This is a genomic window from Erythrobacter sp. JB1-7 (genome assembly GCF_057365015.1).
The window spans coordinates 1,739,462-1,764,452 of the sequence record NZ_CP200291.1; the positions used below are offsets into that span (position 1 = coordinate 1,739,462).

Genomic DNA, 24,991 nt, shown 5'->3' on the forward strand with positions numbered 1-24,991 from the left:
CTTACGCAGAATTAACCAAACTGGCGCACAAGGTTCTCCCGTTTCGGAGAACCCAGAATGCCGACCACCCAATCTGTTTCCATGGCCATCGGCGAGATGCGCGAATTTGCCAGCTTTACCGCAGCTGAGCAGCGTTACATCAAGCGAAGCTTGGATATCGGCCTTGCGCGTCAGGACGCGTTCAAGCTGTGGGGCCGGGGCGAGCGTGATTGCATCGCGATTCGCCGCCAATATGTCGCTTACCGCGATGTCGCGGGTTTGCGCGGGCTGGTGCCGAACCAAGGCGCGCCCAGCGAGATCGAAGGCTTTATGGGCACAGCGGTGCGCATGGCGGCGTTCGATCTGGGGCAGGAACAGCTCTCCAGCTTTTCCGCTTTTCGGTTCCTCTATGAACGGTTGATCGGCGCGAATGTGCGCGGCTATCTGCCGGCTGTGTTCTGCGCGGCAGCCGCTTTGCCGCAGATCGAGCCAGACACGCGCAAAACCCTGCTGCAAAGCTTAAGCGAAGCCGCCGCCACCGCCGCCGGCTGGTCAGGCAGGGCGCCGGTGTTCTATCCCGAGTTTGTCGAGGATGTTGAGGCGGTTTGAGCGAAGCACTGCCCATTACCGCCGACAATTCGCATCAGTCCATAGCGCAGGCTCAACAATGGCTGGCGCGGGTGCTGACAAATTTTGCCAAAGCGGAACAAGCCATCGGTAGCTTGTGCATTGCGCTTGATCTTCCAATCAAGAACGGAGCGCTGACAAGCATAAAAGACCTGCGCGGTCGTTTGATCCAAAGCGGTGATCGCCGGTGCAAAAACCTTGAGCGGCGTATTGGGCGCTGGCAATCTCTGCGGCCGGTGCGTCATGTGCTTGCTCACTGCACGCTTCAGGTTCTGTATGACGTTGAAAACAGGCTTCTTTTTGTGACTCGCCACTTGCCCTTGGACAGGGACGACGTAACCCCGGATAGGGTCTGGAGCAACGACGAGCGGCACGAATTGGTGCGTGCGACCGATGCCGATGCCCGTTCAATCCACGACCAAGTGCGCAATATCCTCGCGAATGCCGCTCTGGTTGCGCGTTTGAAAGTGGCTTAAATCTGGCTGCACCGGGGCTTTCGCCCCCTCAATACATCCCATCAATCCGCGCCTGATACCGGTCGCGGATTTTGTGGCGGCGGATTTTCATGCTTGGCGTCATTTCCTCGTTCTCGATGGAGAACGCCTCGTCTGCAAATTCAAACTTGCGCACTTTTTCGGTGACGGACAGCTCTTTATTGGTCCTATCAATCGCTGCGCGGACGGCTTTTTTAAACTCGGGCCAGTCCTGCAAGGCTTTCATATCGAATTTCTCGCCGTTCTCGCGTGACCATTCCAGTGCCCATTCCGCATCGGGCACGATCAGGCCGACCACATAAGGCCGCTTGTCGCCGGACACCATGGCCTGCGCAATCTCGGGCTGCAGGGTTAGCATCCCCTCGATCTTTTGCGGGGCGACATTGTCGCCTTTGTCGTTGACGATCATGTCTTTCTTGCGGTCGGTGATGACGATCCGGCCTTTGTGATCCAAGTGCCCGATATCGCCTGTGTGCAGCCATGGGCGGCCATCCGGCTCATTCGGGTCAAGCTGCAAAGTGCGCTGCGTTTCTGCCTCGTTGCGCCAATAGCCGTGCATGACCAGCTCGCCCCTGCACAGGATCTCGCCATCGTCGGCAATTTTCACCTGCACATGGCGAAGCGGCGGGCCCACAGTGTCCATTTTCAGACCCGCAGCCGGGCGGTTGCAGCTGATGACAGGGCCAGCCTCTGTCTGGCCGTAACCCTGCAGCATGGTCAGCCCCATCGCATCAAAGAAATTGCCGACATCCGGGTTGAGCGGCGCGCCGCCTGACACGAGCGCTTTCAATCGCCCGCCAAATTTCGCACGGATTTTGGGGCGCAGCGCTTTTTCGATCACCAGATCGAGCGGACGGTCGCGCTTGCGCTTTTTGCCCTCAGCCGAATTTTCGCTGATTTTCACAGCGCTGCCCATCATAAAGCGGGCCAGTTTGCCCTGCTTTTCGACCTGCTTCATGATCCGTGTGCGCAGCACTTCGAACAGGCGCGGCACGACGACCATGATGGTGGGGCGCACTTCTTCGATATTGGAGGCGAGCTTTTCCAGCCCCTCGGAATAGAAAATCTCTGCGCCGACCGAAATCGGCAGATATTGCCCGCCCGAATGTTCGTATGCGTGGGACAAGGGCAGGAAAGAGAGGAACCGTTCATCCGTGATGCCAAAATCATTGATCAGCACTTCGGCAGCGCCTGCCGCATTGCACAGGATCGCGCCGTGGTGCTGCTTTACCCCGCGCGGCGCGCCGCCAGTGCCGCTGGTATAGATCAGGCAGGCGGTCGCCTCGCGCGCGATGCCGCCAATGCGATCATCGACAGCCTTGCGAGCCTTGGCGTAGTCGCCCGTGACTAAATCGGCCCAGGAATGATATTCAAAGGCCGATGACTGCTTGCGCTGCAAATCATCGATCCCAATCACATGTTCGATCATCCCGGTGGACGCGATGGCTTCGACCAGGGGGCCAAGCAGTTTTTCGGTGGAAACGATCACCGCGCGCGCGCCTGAATTATCGAGGATATGGGCATGATCGCGGCGCGTATTGGTGATATATGTTGGGACAGAGATACAGCCCGCCGCCATTATGGCGAGATCGGCAATGCACCATTCGGGACGGTTTTCTGAGACAAGCGCCACCCGGTCCCCATCGCCCAAGCCCAGCGCGCGCAGGCTTTCGGCAAAAATGCACACTTGCTCAGCCACTTCGCGCCAGCTTTGCGTGGTCCAATTGCCATCCGTCTTGCGCCCCAAAAACGGGGTATCGCCTTTGGCGTCGGCGCGTTTGAGGAACAGATCAACCAGATTGCCTGCCCTATCTATGTCTTGCAAAATCGGATCATCGTTCGGGTTTACGATGGGGCGATCGCTGATCGGAAGGCTGCTTTGCGTGGTGGGGGCGTGCACGGGTTTAGGATCCTCCTGAGACCTTCTATCCAAGGTCTCCTGCGCCCGGACAGGCCGGGCATTCTCAATATCTGCTGGCCAAAATAGGCTTTCCTTGCCGTAGCGGCAAGCATTGCCCGCATTGATGCCGGGATGGCGGCCGTGTTTGGGGCCTGCGCGTTAGGGTTGATCGACCGCCGGGCCTGTGCTGGCCGCCTCATAGCTTAGATTGGGCGCGACGCGCGGGTCACCGGCGGCTTCCCAGCCATTGGCCGTGCGCCGCAAAGCGTTGGTTTTGCCGCGCGGGTCGATAAACCGGATGGGATTGTGCCCGCGCGCTTCAAATTCGCCGCCCATGCTTTCAATCACGCTGCCTTTTTCCGAGATGACCGTATCGCCAAAGGCCATGACCAGCGGCAGGGCCAGCGCGTCCTCAGCGCTCATCCCGAAATCGAGCACGCCGATGATCGAACGCGCGACCTGCACCGGAATGGTGGGCCCGCCAGCCGCGCCGATCACCAGCACAACCTCGCCCGTTTCATCCAAAACAATCGTCGGCGCCATGGAGGAACGCGGGCGCTTGCCGCCTTCGACCCGGTTGGCGACAGGTTTGCCATCAATTTCGGGCGAGGAGGAGAAATCAGTGAGTTCATTGTTGAGGAAGAACCCGGCAAAAAACAGGCCCGATCCCCATGCCCCCTCAATCGTGGAGGTATAGCTGATCGCATTGCCTTCGCTGTCTGTGACAGAGAAATGCGTGGTGCCATTTTCGGGCGGCTCATCGCCATCAGCGCGCGCCAGCGGAGCGCCGGGCGGGGTGCCGGCCTGCGCTTTTTCCAGCGCCTTGGCAGGGTCGATCAGTGCAGATCTGCCAGCGACATATTCGCGGTTGAGTAGGCCCCGTGCTGGCACTTCGACGAAATCTGTATCGCCGATATACAGTTCGCGATCAGCATAAGCGATCCGCTGCGATTCGAGGAACAGGTGCCAGAACTGCGCGCTTTCAGGCCCCATTTCAGCCAGATCAAAACGTTCCAGCTGGCCCAGCATCTGCGCCACGGCCACACCGCCGGATGATGGCGGGCCCATCCCGCAAATCTTGTAGGTGCGGTAATCATAGCAAACGGGCGCGCGTTCTTTGGCTTTATATCCTTTGACATCGCCGATGGTCATCTTGCCGTCCTGCGGGGTTTCCGCTGCGACATAGGCGGCAATCTCGCCGGCCAGCCAATCATACATGGCCGATGGCCCCTGATCGGCAATCGCGGTCAGAGTGCGCGCCAGCTGAGGCACTTTTATCGTAGAGCCGACGGGCAGCACTTCGCCGTTCTGATCAAAATAGATCGCGCGGGCCGCCTGCGTTTTGCCAGCGCGTTCGCTGCGGGTTTTCACCGAATTGTGCAAGCGGCGGTTCATTTTGAAACCGTCGCGGGCAAGCGCAATGGCGGGCTGGAACAGATCGGCCCAGGGCAGCTTGCCGTGCGCTGCATGCGCTTTTGCTGCCAGGGCAATATTGCCCGGCACACCGACGCTCAATCCCGACAGAACCCGCTGATCGCGCGGCAGGCGCTGGCCGTTTTCATCGAGAAAGCGCGTGCCGGTGGCCGCAGCGGGCGCGGTTTCGCGGCCATCATAGGTGGTGATGCCATTTTCGCTGGCGCGGACCATAAAGCCGCCTCCGCCAATGCCGGAGCTTTGCGGTTCAACCACAGTCAGCGCGATCATCACCGCAATCGCTGCATCGGTGGCAGAACCGCCCCGTGCAAGGATCGCTTCGCCAGCGGCGGCGGCGCGCGGATCGGCGGCGCTGACAGCGCCTTCGAGCGGCATTGATGACGCGCTTTCGACCGCGGTTTCGGGTGTTTGGTTTGGCGCGCAGGCCGACAAGGCGGCTGCGCCAAGGCTGGCAGTCAGAACACTGGCAATCAGAACAGAGGCTTTCATGGCCGCCGTGCTATTCGCTTCCAACCGCATCGGCAAGCCGCGTGAACCCCTCGCGCTGCATCAATCGCTCAACCCCCTTGGCAATGCGCGCGCCAAGGGTGGGTCCGTGATAGACCATGGCGGAATACAGCTGCACCAGACTGGCGCCCGCCTTGATGCGTTCCCATGCGTGATTTTCATTGGCGATGCCGCCGACCCCGATCAGGGGGATGGCGCCGCCCGTTGCTTTGCGAAAATCGCGCACCCGCTCAAGCGCGAGTTTGCGCAAGGGCGCGCCCGACAGGCCGCCTGCCTCGCCTGCATGGTGCGAACGCAAAGGCGGGCGCGATATCGTGGTGTTCGATACGATCAGCGCGCCCAGCTTCTTATCCAAGGCAATGCGGGCAATCGCATCGACATCGGCGGGTTCAAGATCGGGCGCGACTTTCAAAAAGATTGGCGGGGCATTGGCGGGGCACACATCACCGCGCGCTGCGATAACGCCATCGATCAAAGCGGTCAGCGCGCTTTCATCCTGCAGCGCGCGCAGGCCGGGCGTGTTGGGGGAAGAGACATTGACCGCCAGATAGCTCGCCAAAGGGGCCATGATCCTGGCCATCTGGGCATAATCGGCGATCCGGTCTTTGGACGTTTTGTTGGCGCCGATATTGATGCCCACTATGCCGGGGCGGCCCTTGCGGGATTGCAAACGCGCAAAGGCTGCATCCGCGCCGGCATTGTTGAACCCCATCCGGTTGATGACAGCGTCATCTTCGACCAGCCGGAACAGACGCGGCTTGGGATTGCCTGCTTGGGCAAGCGGGGTGACCGACCCGACCTCAGTAAAGCCGAACCCCAGCCCAAGTAGTGCATCGGGCACTTCGGCATCCTTATCAAATCCGGCGGCGACACCAACAGGGTTGGGGAAATGCAATCCGGCGATTTCAATGGCTAACGGGCCGCTATCACTGTGCGGATTCGCATGCGAAACGGCGCGGGAGCGATTCGGCAAAAGCTTTAATCCGGCCAAAGCGAGACGGTGTCCGGTCTCCGAATCGAGCGCAAAAAGGGCTGGTTTGAGCAAATTGAACAGCATGGCCTCAGCCTATGGCAAATATTTTGCCTGTGTCGAGCGAAAGGAATTCGCGGCAGTCAGGCCCGCTAACCCGCTAACTTCCGGGACATGCATGGTTTGCAAGTGTGGTTAATCAATCGTGGCATTACCCTAGGTAACCAACCTTGTCGTTTGCATACAATTATCCGGCATATCCCTTCGTTACATCATCTCCTGCGACCCGAAGGGCTCGGAGCAGCAATGCGAAGAGTTCCTCAACTCAAATGGGCGGTCCCGACATGGGGCCGCCCTTTTTTTGTGTCAAAACAAGACAAAACCGCTTAATGCTGCCCGCAAAAGAGCAAGAGCGATGAAACAGCCACAACCTGAGCCGAAGTTAAAGCCGACACAATCGGGAAGCAAAAGCACAAATATCGCAAAGACTGCGTCCGCGTCAGACTTTGAGCTGACTTCCTCGTCGCTGATCGACATTGATTATGTCGCGCCGCCTGTGGCGCTGAGCGACTATATCACCACGCTTTATCACTTTCGCTGCGATGAAAAGATCATTCGCGACATTCAACCCTCGTCTATCGGGCACTTATCGCTGTTTGCGCGCGGCAAGGGGCATATGCATTTTCGCGATGGGCGGCAGGAGCCCAATCCGCCCGTCGCGCTGCTCACGCCGCTGTCCGATGCAGCGCCGATTGTTGTGAACGGCCCGTTCCACGTTATCGGAGCCGCGCTTACCCCGCTGGGCTGGGCGGCGCTGACCGGCTTGCATGCAGGTGAATATGGCAATCGCCTCGTCGAGGCACGTGATGTGCTGGGCGAAGATGTGGTGACATTGGGGGAGCGGCTGATCGCGGAGTATCTCGCGGGGACGCAAACCGGGCGCGAGTGCGCTTTGCAGCTGGGTAGCTATATTGGCCAAAAGGCTCGCCCCATCAATCCGCGCCATGGTGAGCTTATCAAGCTGGTTAACAATTGGCTCGGTTCCTCCTTTAACCCCGATGTCGGCGACCTGATGGCGCAGGCGGCCTATTCAGAGCGGCAGGTGCAGCGCCTGGTTGAACGGTATTTCGGTCTTCCGCCCAAGGATATCGCGCGCAAATATCGCGCTTTGCGGGCAGCCGCGCTGCTGTCATTCCCCACGCTAACCCCCGATTACGAGGCGGCCTTGGGCGAGGCATTTTTCGATCAGTCGCATATGATCCGCGAGATCAACCGGTTTGTCGGGCGCACGCCTGCGCGCCTTGGTGCAGAAGACAGCCCGTTCCTCAATGAAATGATAGCCCCGCAAAATCTGCGCGAACTTGACCCGCGCTGGGGGCGCGAGGCAGATGTGCTGCGACCGCTGGTGGAAATCGGCAAATCAACACCCGAAAAGGACAATCCATGAACCGTCTGCTGTTTGCTGGCATCAGCGCCTTTGCCCTCGCGGCAACATCCCCTGCGGCCCTTGCGGAGCATCATCAGGAAGGCGGTGATCAGCCTGAAAAAGCCGCGCCCGGTGATGAGCAAGCATCGCTTGCGCTGGCGGAATTGTTTGAAACCTACAACACCGCCTTGCTTGCAATGTCGCCCATTTCCAAATCCTACCGGGGCATTCGTGATGAGGATTATGGCCGCTGGGGTGACCCGTCCGATGCGGCAGAACTGGCGCAGTACCGTTTGACGCAGGATGTGGCCGCGCAGATGGAAGAGCGCTTTGATCTGGATGCTCTGACGAGCGAGGATGCGCTTTCCTACCGGCTGTTTGTGCAATCAGCGCAGCTTTCCAAAAGCCTCCATCCGTTTCGCGATCTGGGCTATATCTTCGATCATCGCCGCGGCCCGCACACGCAGATGCCGGCGTTTCTGATCAATATTCACCGGGTGAGCGAGCCTTCCCACGCCGATGCCTATGTGAATCGCATCCTCGGGATGGGGCCGCAGCTCGATGCTCTGACCGCGCAAGCGCGCGAACGCGCCGATGCAGGCGTTATGCCGCCCGATTGGGTTTATCCCTACATTATCGCTGATCTCGAAGCGTTGATTGCGGCAGGCAATGACAATGCGGTGCTGAAAGATTTCGAAGCGAAAGTCATGGCTTTGCCCGTGGGCGAAGGGCAAGCGCTGGAAATGGCCGCCTCTGCGACAATGTGGCTGGGCGCTGCTGAAGAGGCCTGGAACACATCTGCCCTCCCCGCTTATGAGCGGCTTTTGGCCGAGATGAAGGGCCAACAGGCCATCGCCCCCACCGATGATGGCGTGTGGCGGCTGCCCGATGGCGAGGCGTATTATGCCGCGCAATTGAAACGCTACACCACCACCGATCTATCGGCTGGTGAGGTTCACAATATCGGCCTTCGCGAAGTTGAGCGTATCCACGGCGAAATGCGCGCCATCATGGCCAAGGTTGGCTTTGAAGGCACTTTGCAGGAATTTTTCGAGTTCACCCGGACAGGCGATCAATTCTTCTACGAAACGCGCGAGGAATATCTGCGCGATGCACAGGCGAAACTGGATGCGATGGAGAAGAAGCTGCCTGAATATTTCGGCCGACTTCCCAAAGCTCCCATGATTATCAAACCGGTTGAGGCATTCCGCGAAAAAAGCGCGGGCAAAGCGTTTTATCAAAGCCCGGCCGCCGATGGATCGCGCCCCGGAACCTATTATGTGAACCTGTACAACCTGCGCGATATGTCGAAAAATGAGCTGGAAGCGCTCGCCTATCACGAAGGGTTTCCCGGCCACCATTTGCAGCGCGCGCTTCAAACCGAGCTTGGCGATCTGCCGCCGTTTCGCCGCTATGGCGGGTGGACAGCCTATACCGAGGGATGGGGCCTTTATACCGAGGAACTGGGCAAGGATATGGGTTTCTATGAAGATCCCTATTCCGATTTCGGGCGGCTTGGCATGGAATTGTGGCGCGCTTGCCGATTGGTCGTCGATACGGGCCTGCATTCCAAACGCTGGACCCGCGAAGAGGCGATTGATTACCTCAAAACCAACACGCCCAACCCGCAAGGCGATATCGTCAAAGCGATTGAACGCTATATCACCACGCCGGGCCAGGCGACCGCCTATCTGATCGGCAAATTGAAAATCATGGAATTGCGCGCGATGGCGCAAAAAGAGTTGGGCGAGGATTTCGATTACCGGGGTTTTCACGATGCGGTTTTGCTGTCTGGCCCGGTGCCGCTTTCGATCCTCGAAGAGAATGTGAAAGCCTGGGTGGAGGCGCAGAAGGGCGGCTGACGAGCCGCCTTTTTTCCGTGTCGCTGGAATACAATGGGCTTTGTGCCGATGCATCTAAAACCTGCCACAGGGCCGATTACTCCCGGCTTCGCAGAGCCTTACCCTATGGGCGCTGGGGGCGATTGAGCTGCGATATGTTGCCAAAACGGCTTGATCGCCCCACTTGCATAAACAATGGTTGCTACGTCGAAACTCACGCTCGCCAATGATGCCAGTAACGCGCATTTTGAGCTGAAATACTTCGACCCGCCTCAAGGGTTGGAGCGATATGTTCTGGCTTTATTTGAGCTGCGTCTTCGCAGTGGCCCCGTTCAAGATCGCCATCCCGGCGCGATGCCGCACCTGTTTCTCACCATCCGCGGCAGTGCATCGGGCCAGTTTGGCGACCGGGTTGATACAGTGGATAGCCGGCCCGCTTTGTTCAACGCGTTCGAAACTGCCGTCCCGTATTCGTATGACGGGCCATTCTGGTGCTTGGGTGCGTCCTTTTCGCCGCATGGCTGGGCTGCGCTCACACGGGCTTCGGTCAAGGAATATGGCAACCGGTACATGCATGCGAGCGAGCTGCTGGGCGCAGATATCGACCATCTTTCCGATGATTTGGTGCCGCGCCGTCTGTCAGGCGAAACCAGAACGCAGGAGGCCTGTATTGAAGTCGCTGACTGGATCAGGCCGCGTCTGAGGCCTGTCGCCGCGTCGCACGAAAGGGTCATGGACAAGGTTTTGGCCTGGCTCGGTTCCTCGCTTAACCCGCCGATTGAAGAATTGGTGGACGATGAGCAATATTCGCGCCGGCAAATGGAGCGGCTGGTGCAGCGATATTTTGGCTTTGCACCCAAAGGCCTTGCGCGCAAGTTCCGCGCCATTCGCGCTGCCAACCTATTGGCGCAGCCTGATCTGACCGATGAAGGGGAGGCCGAGATTGCCGAAGCGTTCTTTGACCAGCCCCATATGATCCGGGAAATCCGCCATTTTTGCGGATACACCCCGTCGCGCCTTGGCGGAACCAGTGGGTCCATGTTTGAAAGGCTCACGCATTTGCAAAGCCTTGAGCGAATGCCTTCCTACCGGGCCATAGGGAAACCAGAGCGCACTTGAAATCGGACCAATGCGCGCGTATTTGAAATCCGACTCAATTGGTCCGATTTAAGAATAACTCGCAATAAGCGGAATTTATGCGCCTTTCCAACCTTGCCGATTATGCCGTGATCACCATGGTTCAGGCCGCATCCCATTGCGGTGATGGGCGTGTGAGCGCGGCTGAATTGGCGAGCGAAACGGGCCTTCCGGTGCCAACGGTCCAGAAACTCGTCTCGAAACTGACCTCTGCCAGCCTGCTGCGTTCTGTGCGCGGAGTGGGCGGGGGCCTGCAATTGGCGCGGCCCGCTGCGGCGATCACCGTCGCTGACATCGTTGAAGCCGTCGAAGGGCCGATTGCGCTGACGGCCTGCGTCCACGGCGAAGACTGCGATTATGAGGCCGGCTGCACGATGAAACCGCATTGGCCAATCATCAACACCGCCCTGCGCGGCGCTCTTGCTGGCATCACGCTTAATCAATTGCGCACCGCGCCTGACGCAGCACATGCGATTTCCCCTCTCTCCAAGCCAAAGAAGAAGCGGCATGACCGACAATCTCGATCTTGAAACCCCTGCGGCGCCTGAAACGCTCGATGCTCCCGAAATGGACGCGGATGCAAAGGCGGCAGCAGCGGCCAATGCGGCTGAATATGAACATGGCTGGTCATCCGACATCGAAACCGAATTTGCCGAAAAAGGCCTCACCGAAGACACGGTGCGGTTCATTTCAGGCAAAAAGGGCGAGCCGGAATGGATGCTTGATTGGCGGCTGAAAGCGTTCCGCCTGTGGCAGACACTCGAAGAGCCCGATTGGGCCAAAGTCGGCTATCCAAAAATCGATTATCAGGACGCATATTATTACGCCGCGCCGACCAAGAAGGTGGAACTCGATTCGCTTGATGATCTCGATCCAGAGATTAAGCGGGTTTATGACAAGCTGGGCATTCCGCTGGGCGAACAAGAAGTGCTCGCCGGTGTCAAAGGCGCGCGCAAGGTTGCCGTGGATGCGGTGTTTGACAGCGTCAGCGTTGCGACCACATTCCGCGAGGAATTGAAGAAAGCGGGCGTGATCTTTCTCTCCATTTCAGAAGCGCTGAAAGAGCATCCTGAACTGGTGCAGAAATGGCTGGGCCGGGTTGTGCCGACGCGCGATAACTACTTTGCCTGCCTCAACGCTGCGGTCTTCTCGGATGGGACGTTCGTTTACGTGCCCGAAGGCGTGCGCTGCCCGATGGAGCTTTCGACCTATTTCCGCATCAATGCAGAAAATACCGGCCAGTTTGAACGCACTTTGATCGTCGCGGAGAAGGGTTCGTATGTGTCCTATCTCGAAGGGTGCACCGCGCCGATGCGCGATGAAAATCAGCTGCACGCAGCGGTCGTTGAACTGGTCGCGATGGACGATGCGGAGATCAAGTATTCAACCGTGCAGAACTGGTATCCCGGAAACAGCGAAGGCGTGGGCGGGATCTACAATTTCGTGACCAAGCGGGGGCTGTGCCAGGGTGACCGCTCTAAAATCAGCTGGACACAGGTGGAAACGGGCAGCGCGGTGACATGGAAATATCCCTCCTGCGTGTTGAACGGCGAAGACAGTGTAGGCGAATTTTATTCGGTCGCGGTGACCAATAATTTCCAACAGGCCGATACCGGCACCAAGATGATCCATAACGGCAAGGGATCGCGCTCAACCGTCATCTCCAAGGGGATTTCAGCGGGCAAATCGAACAACACCTATCGCGGGTTGGTGCGGGTCGGCCCAAACGCTGACGGGGTGCGCAATTTCACCCAGTGCGACAGCTTGTTATTGGGCGATGAATGCGGGGCGCACACGGTGCCTTACATCGAAGTGAAGAACCCCAGCGCACAAATCGAACACGAAGCAACAACTTCCAAAATCTCTGACGAACAAATGTTTTACGCGCAGCAGCGCGGACTGGATGAAGAAGAAGCGGTAGCCCTCATCGTAAACGGCTTCGCTAAGGATGTACTTAGAGAACTGCCAATGGAGTTTGCCGTCGAAGCGCAAAAGCTTTTGGCGATCTCACTTGAAGGGAGCGTGGGGTGACCGAACGCAAGACCCTTGGCCTGAAAGAGACGGCCGAGATTGATCCTGAAACCCTCAACAAGAAGGGCCGGGGATGGAAAATTTCGGACAAGCGGCTTGATGAACTTCACAATCAGGCGCGCGAGCGGCGGCGGTTTTCGTCCGAAGCGCACAAGGCGCTCGCCAAACGGTTCGCCACCGCTGATCTGGGCCGCCACACCTTCAAGCGCCATGCCGTGATCGGCAGCGCGATTGTGGACTTTAACTGCCACTCGCTAGGCATGGCAGTCGATATCTTTGAAGAGGGCGATAACGAACAGCTCGCCGCGCGCCGCGACAAAAGCCTGGAGGCGGTTGGCATCAAGGTGATGCGGATCAAAGCTTCAGAAGTGCTCGACAATATGGAAGGCGTGCTCACCCGGATCACTTTGGGAATGCGGCAGCGGATCGACGACAAAAAGCATCGCCGCGCCGAACATCATCGCAACTCCGCCCCGTCGCGGGGGTCCGAAGAGGTTTTGGCGGATTCTGACGCGCCGCAGGAGGATTGATGCCAATGTTCCTGACCTTGACCACCGCAGCTCTGCTCGCCGCCGCGCAATCGGATGAAAGCGTGCTCGGCGGCACCGAATACACCAAGCTGCCCGAAACGTGGGAGCTGTCTTACGACGTGGCGATGACGCCTTACATTGAAGATTATAAACGGTGCCTAGAGCACACAAACTTGATCTTTAATGGCACGCCGAATGTTGAGTTGCAGCATCGCGCAGCCATCCCGCGCTGCGCTGACGTTCGGGCAGAATCGATTGCGCAGTCAAACGCTGCTGTAGCGCGGCGCGGGCGCACCGAAACGATGCCGCCAGACAAGGTGAGCGAGGCGTTCGATACGCTCGGCTATATTCATATCCAGCGCGGCCGAAACCTTGATGCGCAATTCCAGCTGCAAGTGCGCGCGGCCCAAGAACGCCAGCGCCAATATGATGCCCAAATAGCGGCCCGTGATGCTGCTTTGGCGCGAGAAACCCAAACGGGCGAACCCAATTCCACCAATCAGGAACCGACCAATGTTGGCTATTAACAATCTTACTGCCCAAGTTGGTAGCGCCGATGGCGCCAAGACCATTTTGAAAGGCCTCAATCTTGAGGTTGCGGCCGGCGAAGTGCACGCAATCATGGGCCCTAATGGCGCGGGCAAATCGACCCTTGCGAACGTGCTAGGCGGTAAGCCGGGTTATAACGTAACCGGCGGATCGGTCTCGTTCAAAGGGTCAGACCTGTTTGGGCTCGATCCGCATGAGCGCGCTGCATCAGGCCTGTTTCTCGGTTTTCAATATCCAGTCGAGATTCCCGGTGTCTCCAATGTCCAATTCCTGCGAGAAGCGCTCAATGCGCAGCGCAAATATCGCGAAGAGGAGCCTTTGTCCGGCGGCGAATTTCTGAAGCTTGCCAAAGAGAAAGCCGCTCTGCTCAAAATGGATATGGAAATGCTCAAGCGGCAAGTGAATGTCGGTTTTTCCGGAGGTGAGAAAAAGCGCGCAGAAATGGTCCAAATGGGAATTTTGGATCCCAGCTTTGCGGTGCTGGATGAAACCGATAGTGGGCTTGATATTGATGCGTTGCGGATCGTTGGCGAAGGGATCAATGCGATTATGCGCAGCGGCGACAAAGGCGTGCTCCTCATCACGCATTACCAGCGCCTGCTCGACGTAGTCAAACCGGACCGGGTGAGCGTTTTGGCAAGTGGCCGGATCATCGAAACCGGCGGGCCTGAGCTTGCGCTGCGGCTTGAAAAAGAAGGTTATGACGCGGTTATGGCCGAGGCAAGCGCATGATGTTTGCGCTGCTCTTTATGGCTGCACAAGCCGAGCCTCTTGCCGCCCAAAACGCACAACCGGCGGCCAAGCCCGTGCCTGAAATCGTTGTTTTGGGCAATTTGCGCAGCGTCCAAGTTAGCGTTGGCCAAGACCCGCAAGGCGAATGGCATTGCTCGATGAACAAATCGACCGGGCGGCCCAAACTCGATCACTCTTTCTGCAAAGCTGTAACCAAGTGCGTGCGTAAGGGTGCAGACAATCAGGAAGCTGTCGAAAGCTGCATTCGCAAGACGCGCAGCCGGCTTGTGCGCAAGGTTGAAAAATCCCTGGCAAAAGGCTCTTGACGATGGCCACTCAAACCCTCCCAACCCGGCGCGATGAAGCCTGGCGGTATGCTGATATCTCAGCCGCTGAGGCCATAGGCGCTGCCACGCTCGCTGAGTGGGACATTGTTGATGTGGCTGCAGGTGACACCGCGCGGCACGAATTGGTCCTGGATGGAGACATGGCGCAATTGCGCCGCGTCCGCGTGACATTGGGTGAAGGCGCGCGCGGCGAGTTTTTCGCGGTTTTGTGCGGCTCTGCCTCTATCCGGCTGGAAATTGAGGTGACGCTCGGGAAAGGGGCTCACTTCGAACTCGGAGGGGTCACGATTGGTGGCGGCGAAGTCACGCGAGAAATCGTTACAACAACCTTGCACAGCGCGCCGGATGCGACCAGCAACCAAACCGTGCGGGCCGTACACTGGAACACTGCCATCGGGAATTTCCTTGGTGAGATCAAAGTCGCTCGCCATGCCCAGAAAACAGATGCAGCTCAGGATTTTAAAGCGCTGCTGCTGGAACGCGGCGCGAGCGCGAACGCAGTCCCGCAATTGGAGATTTACGCCGACGATGTAAAATGCGCGCATGGTGCCACAATGGGTGAGCTTGACGAAAACGCTCGCTTTTACATGGCCGCTCGAGGGCTTTCGCCAGAAGCGGCGCAGCGCCTGTTGGTGCAGGCCTTTATCGGCGATGCCTTTGTGGAGCTTGAAGATGAAGCGGCGCACGAAAAGCTTCTGGACGCCGCGCTTGGGCCTCTTGAGGGCGCAAAGCTGTGAACGCGACGATCACTCTTGATCCTTTTCCGGATTTGCGCGGTGATTTTCCCGGCCTTGTCACGGGCGACGGCGCGCGCTGGCATTATCTTGACACCGCTGCCACATCGCAAAAGCCGCACGCCGTGATCGGCGCGATGGCGCGCGCAATGGGTGAGGATTACGCGACCGTTCATCGCGGGGTCTATGCGCGCTCCGCTGATATGACACTGGCGTTTGAGGCGGCGCGGCGCCGGATTGCCGCGTTTGTTGGCGGCTTAGACAATGAGATTGTCTTTACCCGGGGCGCGACAGAAGCTATCAATTTGGTCGCCAACAGCTGGGGTAGAGCAAATCTGAAGCCCGGCGACCGCATCCTCTTGTCTCAGCTGGAGCATCACTCGAATATAGTGCCTTGGCAAATGCTGGCAGAGGCGACAGGCGCGCATATTGATGTGTGCCCGCTAACGCACGACCATCAAATAGACCTCGACGCAGCCGAAGCCATGCTGGGCGAACAGCACAAGCTGGTTGCTTTTGGTCATGTATCGAATGTGCTCGGATCCGTGTTAGATGCCCCGCGAGCTGTCGCATTGGCGCATAAGGTGGGCGCCAAGCTGCTCCTTGATGGCTGTCAGTCCGCCCCGCATATGCCGGTCGATGTGAAAGCTCTGGACTGCGACTTTTACGTCTTTTCCGCGCATAAGCTTTACGGGCCCACAGGTATCGGAGCCTTATGGGCGCGCAGCGATATCCTTGCCGAAATGCCTGCATGGGAAGGCGGCGGCGCGATGATTGATCGCGTAACTTTCGAGCGGACCACTTATGCACCTGCCCCGCAGCGTTTCGAAGCTGGCACGCCGGCTATTGCCGAAGCTATCGCCTTTGCTGCGGCCGCCGATTTTGTGAGCGCAATCGGTTTGGGCCGCCTGCACGCTCACGAAGCGAAACTGGTGGCGCGATTGCGCCATGCGCTTGGCGAAATGAACGATGTGACGCTGTTTGGCCCCGCTGACAGCGCTGGAATTGTCAGCTTTGCAATTGACGGCATTCATCCGCATGATCTGGGCACCATCCTTGACGAAGCGAACGTTGCCATCCGTGCCGGACACCATTGCGCACAGCCCCTGATGGATTATCTTGAAGTTCCCGCGACTGCCCGCGCCAGTTTTGGGGCTTATTCCAGCGAGGCGGATGTTGATGCGCTGCTGGAAGGTATCATCCGCACCAAGCGGATTTTTGGAAAAGCATGATGAACAAGCCAGACAACACAAGCGAATTTGTCGCAGCCCCTGCTCCCAATGACGATGTGGTTAAACCGCCGCGCGCGCGCGTGTCCGATGCGGTGGATGATGCCCCCGCAGAGCCCGCGCCAAAGCGCGAGCGTGACTATCTCGATGGTTTTCTCGCAGCCGCGCCGCAAGGCGATGCGGCAACGGGTGATGGCGGTGAATTGCAGCAGGCCGTTGTCGATGCGCTCAAGGAAATCTACGATCCTGAAATCCCGGTTAATATCTACGATCTGGGCCTGATTTACGGTGTCGAGGTGGATGATGACGCTGATGCAACGGTCACTATGACATTGACCACCCCGCATTGTCCGGTCGCGGAAACCATGCCCGGAGAAGTGGAGCTTCGCGCTTCATCAGTGCCGGGCATTCGGGATGCGGAGGTAAATCTGGTGTGGGATCCACCGTGGTCGCCTGAAAAGATGTCGGACGAAGCGCGGCTTGAATTGGGGATGCTGTAATGACAACCACTTTGAAACAACGTCCCGCAGCCGTCATACTTACGCCCGGCGCAGAAGAGCGGATCGCGCATTTGATGCGTCAAGCTCCAGCAGATGCGATTGGCGTAAAGCTGTCGACCCCTCGGCGCGGGTGTTCGGGCCTTGCCTATTCGGTCGACTATGTCACCGAGGAAGCCAAGTTTGACGAGAAGATCGAAACACCTGGCGGCACTTTCTATATCGATGGCGCTAGTGTGCTCTACCTCGTTGGTTCAACGATGGATTGGGTCGAAGACGATTTCACCGCAGGATTCGTGTTCGAAAACCCCAACGCCAAAGGCGCGTGCGGTTGCGGTGAGAGCTTTATGGTTTAGGCGTCGTCCTCAAGCCGCCGGACCAGACGCTTCTCAAGATCGTCCAACTTACCATCGGCTGCGACCATGCTATCAAGCCAATCCAGCTCACTCTCTGTCACCTTCGCACCTTCAGCAGCGCGCGCATTGATCTGCTCGCCCGCATATTCAGAGACTGCGCCGCCTTTGCGCTTGCCGAACACAACGCCCATCACATTGCCAAGATTGCTTGCAGCTTTGGGAGCCTCGCGCACAACCGCTCCCATAAAGCGGCCAACATTGGCTTGGTTGTCAGCAATGAAACGCTCAAGTTCCAACCGTCTGCCATGGTCCAGTTGGGCATTCGCCATGGTGAAGCCTGTGATGTAGTTGGCGACCCCATCGACAAACAGATCGGCCCATTCGGGCGCATTATCGCTTGCAAGCGTCGCGTCCTTCAAACGAAATAGCAATTCTGCATCAAACCGAGAGACCGCCGCCGGACCATACCCGCCACTGGCGAAGATCACGCGGCGCAAGATGCGGCATTCGGCGGTGCTGATATGCGTCGCTGACAGATCCCCGCCGCAGCGTGTGGGCCCGGTTCCTGTCATCACTTCGCGCTCTATCTGAGCAAGCACATAGTCTTTGAGCGCAGTAGGCACGTTTTCTGCACGTTCGATGATGCGCACCATGGTTTCCAGCTCAACCATGCTTTCCAAGACGCCATCATGATCAATCTGTGCGATCAACCATGCTGCCTCCTGTGCGTCGCATTGGAGTCTTGGATGGGTTCCGTTTAGCACGAATTCGCCAATCGCCTCGACGAAGAAGTCGCACCATTCCTCGCTGCGATCATCCAAACTGTTGTTCAAGGCAAACAGCGCTTCGGCTTCATCACGAGCGATAATCCCATCGCCCCAGCCCTGACGGCGCAGCGCGAGCACTTCCTCGCTTGAAACGGTGCCATCTTCAGCGGCGCGCTTGGCGATATCGGTAAAATGTGTGGTCATATCGGAACGGTTCCTCTGGTCCCTGCTCAATTCCTGGCTGTCATGGCACAAACACGCTTAAGACCGGGTTACCGGCTTACCCTTGCGCGGACCTTGCGATGTCAGCCGCGCAGCGCGCGCGGTCTATGGCAGATCCGTTGGAGGGATTGCGAGCCTCCACATGGGCGGCGACCTGCGTGCGGCTTTGCCCTGAGGGGTAGAGGTAGATGTCGAGCACGCAAGTTTGCCGGCGGAACTGCAGTTTGCGCACATCGCCCTCTGTGCCATCAAGCCGGGCTTTGCCAAACTGCGCCGTCAGCGCCTCTGCCGGTTTACCGATGATCCCTTCAAGCCCCGCCTCCTGCATCATTTGCGGCTGTGTAGCGGCGGTGGCAGCGGGCGCCTCTGGCGGTCGGCTAGCGGGCCTCGCAGGGGCGCTTCCAGGCCGCACGGGCAAGGAGACGCGCGGAATGCTGGCGGACGGCGCTTTTGAGCCCGCCCCAGGCGATGTTGTGCAAGCACCCACCAGAGCGAGGGTCAGTATCAGGAACAGCTGCCGCACGGTTCTAATCCTTCTCTCTTCCATGACGCAGGGCATGATGCATCAGATGGGTGCCTGCCGCCGCCCCCACAATAGGGGCAACCAACCCGGCAAACGGCACCAGCATCAGCGCGGCAATTGCTGTGCCCAAGGCAAACCGCTGCCCCTTTGAAGCCGGATTGGCACCAGGCGCATCACCGCAATGGCGCAGCCAGGCCATATCGGTCAGCTCACGCCCCAGCAGCCAGCCATTCACCGCAATAAGCGCCAGCGCCGGGCCAATGCCTGTCACGACCAGCGCAATCACCACGGGCAGCGCCAGGAGGTTGGCTCCAAGTGCGCGGCCCATGCCGCGTAGCGCATTGGCCAGATCACGCGCAAATGGCAGCTTTTGAGCACTGCGCGCCGCATCTGGGTAGTGCGCGCGTTCAACCGCTGCGACCACCTCATCTGCAAAGAACTGCAACACCGCGACTGCAACGACTCGCAGCCACAGCCATATGCCAAGCCCTGTGAGCAAGGCAGCGATCACGCTCGCAATTTCTGCGCTGCTGTTCGTCACGTCCCAGGCGACCAGCACGCTATAGACACCCCACCCCAGCAACCCGCCGCCCAGCGCGAACAGCGCCAGAGTGATCGCGATGGTTTTGACGAGCAGCCGGAAGATCGCCGGATCGCGCAATTGGCCGAACGCTTTTGCAAGGGACTGGATAACGAGTTGCATAGCTGGGGTTCCGCATGGTCTTGCAGGAGGGCTAAGTCAAACGGCGTGCTCAAACGGCTTGGCTTGGCGGTCACGTGTCGCTACCCAGCGCGCACCTCCCTTGAATGACAGGAACACCCTAGTGACCCAGCCGACTTCTGATCCGCGTTATGATGTGCTCGCCATTGGCAATGCCGTGGTCGATGTGATCGCGTCTTGCGAAGAGGAGCTGATCGCCGAATTGGAGCTCAATCGCGGCGGGATGACCTTGATTGACGACGCGCGGGCAGACGCTCTGTACGATGCCATGCCGCCCGCCAAGGAGCTGTCGGGTGGATCGGCGGCGAACACGCTGGCGGGCCTGTCCACGCTTGGTTTGCAATGCGCATTTATCGGACAGGTTGCCGATGATCAGCTGGGTCAGGTCTTCCGTCATGACATGCGCGCCACAGGCATCGACTTTGATACGCCCGCGCGTGAGGGTGAACCGGCGACGGGCCGTGTGCTCATCTTCGTGACCCCAGATGGAGAGCGCACGATGAACACCTTCCTTGGTGCAGGCCAGTATCTGCCCGCCGCCGCGCTTGATGAAGGGCTAATTGCCAGCGCGGGCATCCTCTATCTCGAAGGGTATCTGTGGGATCCCGAAGAGCCCCGCCGCGCCATGCGCCGCGCGATTGAGGTGGCGCGCGCCGCCGGTCGCCGCATCGCATTCACTGCATCAGAGAGCTTTGTGATTGAGCGTCATGGCGATGACTTTCGCGCTATGATCGAAGACGGCGTGATCGACATCCTGTTTGTCAACGAAGGTGAGCTGGCAACCTTGACGGGTGAGGCGGATTTCGAAGCAGGCATTGCTGCCATTGCAGGCAAGGTGCCGGTTCTGGTCGCGACCAAGGGCGAACAGGGCGCGGTCGCGGTTGCGCATGGCGAACGCGCCGAGGTGACCGCCGAGCCGGTGGCCAAGGTGGTTGATACGACAGGCGCAGGCGATCAGTTCGCAGCGGGCTTCCTGTCAGGCTATGCCAAAGGCGCGCCGCTGGAGGTGTGCCTCAAACGCGGCGCGATCGCGGCAGCCGAAGTGATCGCGCATTACGGCCCCCGCCCCGAAGCCGATATGCAGGCGCTGATGGCAGACAAGCTGTAGTGTGAGGACGGCCTATCGCTGATCCCGTTCAGCTTCAGCCCGCGTAAGCTGAAGCATGGACCGCATGTTACACGGTCCTGGGACTAAAAACCCACCGGATCGCAATTCTGCAAAACACGTCCAAAACGAGCGTGAAAACGCCGGGGCTGACGATGTGAAAGAGCAGCTGGGGCAATAGCGAAGAGCGCGCATGTAGGAAAATCTGGCGCGCGCTCTTATCCCTATTTCCGTCATCCCGGACTTGATCCGGAATCCACTCTAGTGATGAGACGGCCAGCAGCACCCCGGATCAGGTCGGGGCTGACGATGTAATCCAGTCTACCGCCCGCCCCTCTCACGCTCAACTTCCCGCCAGCCAATATCGCTGCGGTAGAAACCGCTGGCAAAGTCGATCTCGGCAACCGCTGCATACGCCGCAGCCTGCGCCTCAGTCACTGATCCGCCCGTCGCTGTTACGCTCAGAACGCGGCCGCCATTGGCCACCAGCGCGCCATCTTTCAGGGCAGTGCCAGCGTGAAAGACCTTTGCGCCTGACGCTTCGGCCTTGCCCAGATCGATGCTGCCGCCTTTGTCGGGCCGCACCGGATAGCCGTTTGCCGCCATCACCACGGTCAGCGCCGTCTCCTCGGCAAATTCAGCCTCGACACCGGCCAATTCTCCGTTTGCGCAGGCCAGCATTATGGCCGCCAGATCGATTTTGAGCCGCATCATCAGCACCTGGCATTCCGGATCGCCAAATCGGCAATTGTATTCGATCAGTTTCGGCCCGTCTGCCGTCAGCATCAGCCCTGCATAAAGCACGCCGGAATAGGGCGTGCCCTCGGCCCGCAATGTGTTCACCGTTGGCTCGATAATTTCGGCCATGGCGCGCGCTTGCAGCTCCCGTGTCAGCACTGGTGCGGGCGAATAGGCGCCCATGCCGCCGGTATTGGGCCCGGTATCGCCTTCGCCCACGCGCTTGTGATCCTGCGCGCTGCCAAAAGGCAGGATAGCGGTGCCATCGGTGATGGCGAAAAAGCTCGCCTCTTCGCCTTCCAGAAATTCCTCGATGACCACTTCGGTGCCCGCATCGCCAAATTCGCCTGCGAACATGCCGTCTAACGCGGCGAGCGCATCCGTGTGGTTTTGCGCGATCACCACGCCTTTGCCTGCTGCGAGGCCATCGGCTTTGAGCACATAAGGCGGTGTGAACCGATCAAGCGCGCTGATCGCAGCTTCCAGGTTTTCGGTGCGAACATAGCCGCCTGTGGGGATCTTGGCGCGCGCGCACAGATCCTTGGTGAACCCTTTGGAGCCTTCCAATTGCGCCGCGGCCTTTGCAGGGCCAAAAACGGGCACGCCATCTGCGCGCAGGCTGTCTGCCAGCCCATCGACCAGGGGAGCCTCTGGCCCGATCACGACCAGCCCAATCGCATTCGCGGCGCAATAGGCGGTCACGGCTGCGTGGTCTTTTGCATCCAGCGATACGCACCGCGCGCATTCGCCAATGCCGGGATTTCCGGGGGCAGCGTAAAGCTGGGTTACGCTGGGGGATTGCGCCAGCTTCCAGGCTAACGCATGTTCGCGGCCACCCGACCCCAATAACAGGACATTCATGGCGCGCACTCCTTCCTCATCTGGCGATCCATCAGGGCTGGTAGCGCGCGTTGCGCCGAGCGACAACGACCAGCCGCTTTCGATCACCGAATTGTCACAAGCGCTCAAACGCACGGTGGAGGACAGGTTTGGCCATGTCCGGCTGCGCGGGGAACTTTCGGGGGTTAAGCGCGCGGCATCGGGGCATATGTATTGCGCTTTGAAAGATGAAAAGGCCGTGCTCGATGGGGTGATGTGGCGCGGCAATACCGGGCGGCTGAGCTTTGTCCCCGAAGACGGGCTCGAAGTGATCGCGACGGGCAAGCTGACGACCTATGCGGGGCGGTCAAAATACCAGATCGTGATCGATCAATTGGAACTGGCGGGCGAAGGGGCACTCCTGGCGCTGCTCGAAAAAACGCGTGAGCGATTGGCGGCAGAGGGCCTGTTTGCTGAGGGGCGCAAGCGGCGCTTGCCCTACCTGCCGCGCATGATTGGCGTGGTGACGTCGCCGACGGGATCGGTGATCCGCGATATTCTGCACCGGTTGGCAGACAGGTTTCCCAGCCATGTGCTTGTTTGGCCGGTGCTGGTGCAAGGCGAGGGCGCAGCAGAGCAGGTGGCAGGCGCGGTGCGGGGATTTTCTCAAATGCCAGCCGATGGCCCGGTGCCCCGGCCTGATGTGGTGATTGTCGCGCGCGGCGGCGGCTCGATTGAGGATTTGTGGAGCTTTAATGAGGAGATAGTGGTTCGCGCTGTGGTAGAAAGTACCATTCCGGTTATTTCAGCCGTCGGTCATGAAACCGATACGACGCTGGTCGATTACGCGTCCGACAGGCGCGCGCCCACTCCCACGGCAGCGGCGGAAATTGCTGTTCCGGTGCGCGCGGATTTGGCGGCGACCCTGGGCGATCTTGCCAATCGTCAGAGCCGCGCGGTGCTGCGTCCGGTTGAGCTTGGCCGCGAAAGACTGGCAGCGCGCATGCAGCGCATGCCCAAGGCGCAAAACGTGCTTCAACCTCAGGCTCAGCGGCTTGACGAGCTGACCGACCGCTTGCGCCGGGGGTTAAGGGACCGGGCGAGCAAGGGGCGTGAACGGCTCGCCGGGACGGCTGCGCGCCTGTCGCCTGCCATGCTGGAGCGGCGGCGCGATATGGCGGCCGAACGGCTTACGCGGGTGCGGTTGGTGCCGGATCTGGTGGAACGGCCGATTAAGGCGCGGCGCGAACAATTGGCGGCGCTTGCCCGGCTGGCAAGCCAGCTTCACCCGGAAAAGCCGCTGGAGCGCGGCTATGCGATTGTGCGCGATCAGGCTGGCACAGCTTTAACTTCGCGCGGGGCGGCGGCAGCTGAAGCGCGGCTTACCCTGCAATTTCGCGATGGGGGATTGGATGTGCGCACCGCTGCGGGCGCTGAGCCTGCGCCTAACCCCACCCCCCGCACCCCCAGGGCACCGCTCCAAAACACCCCCGCCAAAAACGCGCGTCTAAACCCTCCAATCCGGGCCAAGATGATTTATTTGGCTGACCGCCTGTGCTAGGCCAGCGCTCATGTTGATGTCTCGAAGCGATAACGCTGCCAAACTGTATTACGGCCCCTCCAGCTTTCGCGTCCTGCGTTCAGGACAGCACGTTGTGTGCGCGGTGAGCGGGGCGACCATCCCGCTTGAAGAATTGCGCTATTGGAGCGCGGAGCTTCAGGAACCCTATGCCACCTGCGAGATCGCGACCAAACGGCTGCTTGAGGCAGGTTGAAAGTTCGATTGATGAAACGCCTTGGCCTGTTCGCCGCCATAACCGTGCTCGCATCGTGCAGCGGGAGCGAAGCCGCCGTGCCAGGCAGCGTCAGCACGGCGCCCGCCCCGCAAGACACCGAAACGCAGCAGGCGGCCCCAACGCCATCAGCCATTCGGCAGGCGCAAACCCAAGACCCGCCGGAACCCGTCCGCGCTGAGTTTACCTTTGCCGGCGAACTCACTCAGGGCGGTTTTATCCGCGGCACAGTCCCTGCCGGCACCATCCGCGCCTCGCTGGGTGACGCCCCGCTTGAATATGCGCAAGATGGCACTTTCTTTGCCGCTTTTGACCGCGATGCACCTGCTTCGCTCACCCTGCTCGCTACGCTCAATACGGGTAAATTTGTGCGCAAGGACATCGCCATTTCCCCCCGCGATTGGCAGATTGAGCGGGTCAATGTCGCACGCGGCACGGGCCGATCAAGCGAGGCGTGGTGGAAAAAGCGCGAACCGGAATACAATGCGATTGTTGCCGCGCGCGCCATGGAAACCGGCGCGCAAGGGTGGCGGCAGGACTTTATCTGGCCGGTCGTCGGGCGGATTTCGGGCCGCTTTGGCCGTCAGCGCATATATCGCGGTGAACCCGGCAGTTATCATTCGGGCATCGACATCGCGCCCGGCAACGGAGTGCCTTATGTATCGCCCGCTGATGGCGTGGTGGTGCTGGCGCGCACGGGTTTCAGCCTTGAAGGCGAGTTGATTATCATCGACCACGGAGCAGGCCTCAACAGCGCGTTCCTGCATTCCTCCAAGCTTGCCGTGAAAGAAGGCGATGTGGTGAAACAGGGTCAGTATATCGGCAATGTTGGTTCCACAGGGCGGTCTTCGGGGCCGCACCTGCATTGGGGGCTGAAATGGAACGATGCGCGGCTTGATCCGCTGTTGTTTGCAGGCCCGATGCCATAAAGGCGCTCACATCGTTCTCGCACTGCACGGCTCGCTGCAAATCCTTAACCTCGC

The 24,991-nt window shown here is 59.4% G+C and carries 26 protein-coding genes; 19 read left to right on the plus strand and 7 right to left on the minus strand.

Annotation, left to right across the window (positions count from 1 at the left end; translation table 11 throughout):
* Window positions 1-57 precede the first annotated feature (57 nt).
* Together AC0V6W_RS08470 and AC0V6W_RS08475 are read left to right on the plus strand one after the other, a co-directional pair.
* Window positions 58-588 (plus strand): hypothetical protein, encoded by a 531-nt coding sequence (locus AC0V6W_RS08470; RefSeq protein WP_486149032.1) that lies wholly within the window; start codon window positions 58-60, stop codon window positions 586-588.
* A complete protein-coding gene (locus AC0V6W_RS08475; RefSeq protein ID WP_486149034.1) occupies window positions 585-1,082 on the plus strand; it encodes a hypothetical protein in 498 nt (165 codons plus the stop codon). Before AC0V6W_RS08470 ends, AC0V6W_RS08475 begins: the two co-directional genes overlap by 4 nt.
* A 28-nt stretch (window positions 1,083-1,110) precedes the next feature.
* Here AC0V6W_RS08475 and AC0V6W_RS08480 read toward each other — a convergent pair whose 3' ends face one another.
* The 3 genes from AC0V6W_RS08480 to AC0V6W_RS08490 form a co-directional block, all read right to left on the minus strand.
* The gene (locus tag AC0V6W_RS08480; RefSeq protein WP_486151518.1) at window positions 1,111-2,952 is read right to left on the minus strand and encodes an AMP-dependent synthetase/ligase; all 1,842 of its coding nucleotides are present in this window, start codon (window positions 2,950-2,952) and stop codon (window positions 1,111-1,113) included.
* A gap of 207 nt (window positions 2,953-3,159) precedes the next feature.
* Window positions 3,160-4,923, minus strand: a complete 1,764-nt coding sequence (gene ggt, locus AC0V6W_RS08485) for a gamma-glutamyltransferase (RefSeq protein ID WP_486149036.1) — start codon at window positions 4,921-4,923, stop codon at window positions 3,160-3,162.
* 10 nt (window positions 4,924-4,933) lie between these two features.
* Window positions 4,934-5,998 (minus strand): quinone-dependent dihydroorotate dehydrogenase, encoded by a 1,065-nt coding sequence (locus tag AC0V6W_RS08490; RefSeq protein ID WP_486149038.1) that lies wholly within the window; start codon window positions 5,996-5,998, stop codon window positions 4,934-4,936.
* Between the two features lie 328 nt (window positions 5,999-6,326).
* Between AC0V6W_RS08490 and AC0V6W_RS08495 the strand changes: the two genes are divergently transcribed.
* From AC0V6W_RS08495 to AC0V6W_RS08555, 13 genes are all read left to right on the plus strand, one after another.
* Window positions 6,327-7,358 carry an AraC family transcriptional regulator gene (locus tag AC0V6W_RS08495; RefSeq protein WP_486149040.1) on the plus strand — a complete coding sequence of 344 codons (1,032 nt, stop codon included), beginning with the start codon at window positions 6,327-6,329 and terminating at the stop codon, window positions 7,356-7,358.
* Entirely contained in the window at window positions 7,355-9,199 is a 1,845-nt protein-coding gene (locus AC0V6W_RS08500) for a DUF885 domain-containing protein (protein ID WP_486149042.1), read from the plus strand. Before AC0V6W_RS08495 ends, AC0V6W_RS08500 begins: the two co-directional genes overlap by 4 nt.
* Before the next feature lie 174 nt (window positions 9,200-9,373).
* Window positions 9,374-10,297 carry an AraC family transcriptional regulator gene (locus AC0V6W_RS08505; RefSeq protein ID WP_486149044.1) on the plus strand — a complete coding sequence of 308 codons (924 nt, stop codon included), beginning with the start codon at window positions 9,374-9,376 and terminating at the stop codon, window positions 10,295-10,297.
* A gap of 77 nt (window positions 10,298-10,374) precedes the next feature.
* Window positions 10,375-10,845, plus strand: coding sequence for an SUF system Fe-S cluster assembly regulator (locus tag AC0V6W_RS08510; protein ID WP_486149046.1), 471 nt, complete (start codon window positions 10,375-10,377; stop codon window positions 10,843-10,845).
* Between the two features lie 37 nt (window positions 10,846-10,882).
* Window positions 10,883-12,346 (plus strand): Fe-S cluster assembly protein SufB, encoded by a 1,464-nt coding sequence (gene sufB / locus AC0V6W_RS08515; protein ID WP_486151520.1) that lies wholly within the window; start codon window positions 10,883-10,885, stop codon window positions 12,344-12,346.
* Entirely contained in the window at window positions 12,343-12,876 is a 534-nt protein-coding gene (locus AC0V6W_RS08520; RefSeq protein ID WP_486149048.1) for an endonuclease domain-containing protein, read from the plus strand. Before sufB ends, AC0V6W_RS08520 begins: the two co-directional genes overlap by 4 nt.
* Window positions 12,876-13,403 carry a hypothetical protein gene (locus tag AC0V6W_RS08525; protein ID WP_486149050.1) on the plus strand — a complete coding sequence of 176 codons (528 nt, stop codon included), beginning with the start codon at window positions 12,876-12,878 and terminating at the stop codon, window positions 13,401-13,403. The genes AC0V6W_RS08520 and AC0V6W_RS08525 overlap by 1 nt, the downstream gene beginning before the upstream one ends.
* Window positions 13,390-14,157 (plus strand): Fe-S cluster assembly ATPase SufC, encoded by a 768-nt coding sequence (sufC, locus tag AC0V6W_RS08530; RefSeq protein ID WP_486149052.1) that lies wholly within the window; start codon window positions 13,390-13,392, stop codon window positions 14,155-14,157. Before AC0V6W_RS08525 ends, sufC begins: the two co-directional genes overlap by 14 nt.
* A gap of 17 nt (window positions 14,158-14,174) precedes the next feature.
* A complete protein-coding gene (locus AC0V6W_RS08535; protein WP_486149054.1) occupies window positions 14,175-14,483 on the plus strand; it encodes a hypothetical protein in 309 nt (102 codons plus the stop codon).
* Between the two features lie 2 nt (window positions 14,484-14,485).
* A complete protein-coding gene (locus tag AC0V6W_RS08540; protein WP_486149056.1) occupies window positions 14,486-15,241 on the plus strand; it encodes a SufD family Fe-S cluster assembly protein in 756 nt (251 codons plus the stop codon).
* On the plus strand, window positions 15,238-16,470 hold the full coding sequence (locus tag AC0V6W_RS08545; RefSeq protein WP_486149058.1) for a cysteine desulfurase: 1,233 nt from the start codon (window positions 15,238-15,240) through the stop codon (window positions 16,468-16,470). The genes AC0V6W_RS08540 and AC0V6W_RS08545 overlap by 4 nt, the downstream gene beginning before the upstream one ends.
* On the plus strand, window positions 16,467-16,967 hold the full coding sequence (locus AC0V6W_RS08550; RefSeq protein ID WP_486149060.1) for an SUF system Fe-S cluster assembly protein: 501 nt from the start codon (window positions 16,467-16,469) through the stop codon (window positions 16,965-16,967). Before AC0V6W_RS08545 ends, AC0V6W_RS08550 begins: the two co-directional genes overlap by 4 nt.
* Complete coding sequence (locus AC0V6W_RS08555; RefSeq protein ID WP_486149062.1) at window positions 16,967-17,320, plus strand: HesB/IscA family protein; 354 nt, start codon at window positions 16,967-16,969, stop codon at window positions 17,318-17,320. Before AC0V6W_RS08550 ends, AC0V6W_RS08555 begins: the two co-directional genes overlap by 1 nt.
* Here the strand turns inward: AC0V6W_RS08555 and AC0V6W_RS08560 are convergent.
* The 3 genes from AC0V6W_RS08560 to AC0V6W_RS08570 all read right to left on the minus strand — a co-directional run bounded on the left by AC0V6W_RS08560 (window position 17,317) and on the right by AC0V6W_RS08570 (window position 19,535).
* Window positions 17,317-18,291, minus strand: a complete 975-nt coding sequence (locus AC0V6W_RS08560; RefSeq protein WP_486149064.1) for a hypothetical protein — start codon at window positions 18,289-18,291, stop codon at window positions 17,317-17,319. The genes AC0V6W_RS08555 and AC0V6W_RS08560 overlap by 4 nt on opposite strands.
* A gap of 76 nt (window positions 18,292-18,367) precedes the next feature.
* On the minus strand, window positions 18,368-18,640 hold the full coding sequence (locus AC0V6W_RS08565) for a hypothetical protein (RefSeq protein WP_486149066.1): 273 nt from the start codon (window positions 18,638-18,640) through the stop codon (window positions 18,368-18,370).
* Between the two features lie 196 nt (window positions 18,641-18,836).
* Window positions 18,837-19,535 (minus strand): EI24 domain-containing protein, encoded by a 699-nt coding sequence (locus AC0V6W_RS08570; protein WP_486149068.1) that lies wholly within the window; start codon window positions 19,533-19,535, stop codon window positions 18,837-18,839.
* A 121-nt stretch (window positions 19,536-19,656) separates the two neighbouring features.
* On the opposite strand from AC0V6W_RS08570, the gene AC0V6W_RS08575 reads away from it, so the two are divergent.
* Entirely contained in the window at window positions 19,657-20,661 is a 1,005-nt protein-coding gene (locus tag AC0V6W_RS08575) for an adenosine kinase (RefSeq protein WP_486149070.1), read from the plus strand.
* Window positions 20,662-20,979: 318 nt separating this feature from the next.
* On the opposite strand, the gene purD is transcribed toward AC0V6W_RS08575, so the two are convergent.
* Window positions 20,980-22,257 (minus strand): phosphoribosylamine--glycine ligase, encoded by a 1,278-nt coding sequence (purD, locus tag AC0V6W_RS08580; RefSeq protein WP_486149072.1) that lies wholly within the window; start codon window positions 22,255-22,257, stop codon window positions 20,980-20,982.
* On the opposite strand from purD, the gene xseA reads away from it, so the two are divergent.
* From xseA to AC0V6W_RS08595, 3 genes are read left to right on the plus strand one after another with little or no spacing between them, the layout of a single operon-like run.
* Complete coding sequence (xseA, locus tag AC0V6W_RS08585; RefSeq protein WP_486149074.1) at window positions 22,256-23,776, plus strand: exodeoxyribonuclease VII large subunit; 1,521 nt, start codon at window positions 22,256-22,258, stop codon at window positions 23,774-23,776. The two genes, purD and xseA, sit on opposite strands and share 2 nt — an antisense overlap.
* Before the next feature lie 10 nt (window positions 23,777-23,786).
* The gene (locus AC0V6W_RS08590; RefSeq protein ID WP_486149076.1) at window positions 23,787-23,990 is read left to right on the plus strand and encodes a DUF2093 domain-containing protein; all 204 of its coding nucleotides are present in this window, start codon (window positions 23,787-23,789) and stop codon (window positions 23,988-23,990) included.
* 11 nt (window positions 23,991-24,001) lie between these two features.
* Window positions 24,002-24,937 (plus strand): M23 family metallopeptidase, encoded by a 936-nt coding sequence (locus tag AC0V6W_RS08595; RefSeq protein ID WP_486149078.1) that lies wholly within the window; start codon window positions 24,002-24,004, stop codon window positions 24,935-24,937.
* The last annotated feature ends 54 nt before the right edge of the window (window positions 24,938-24,991 follow it).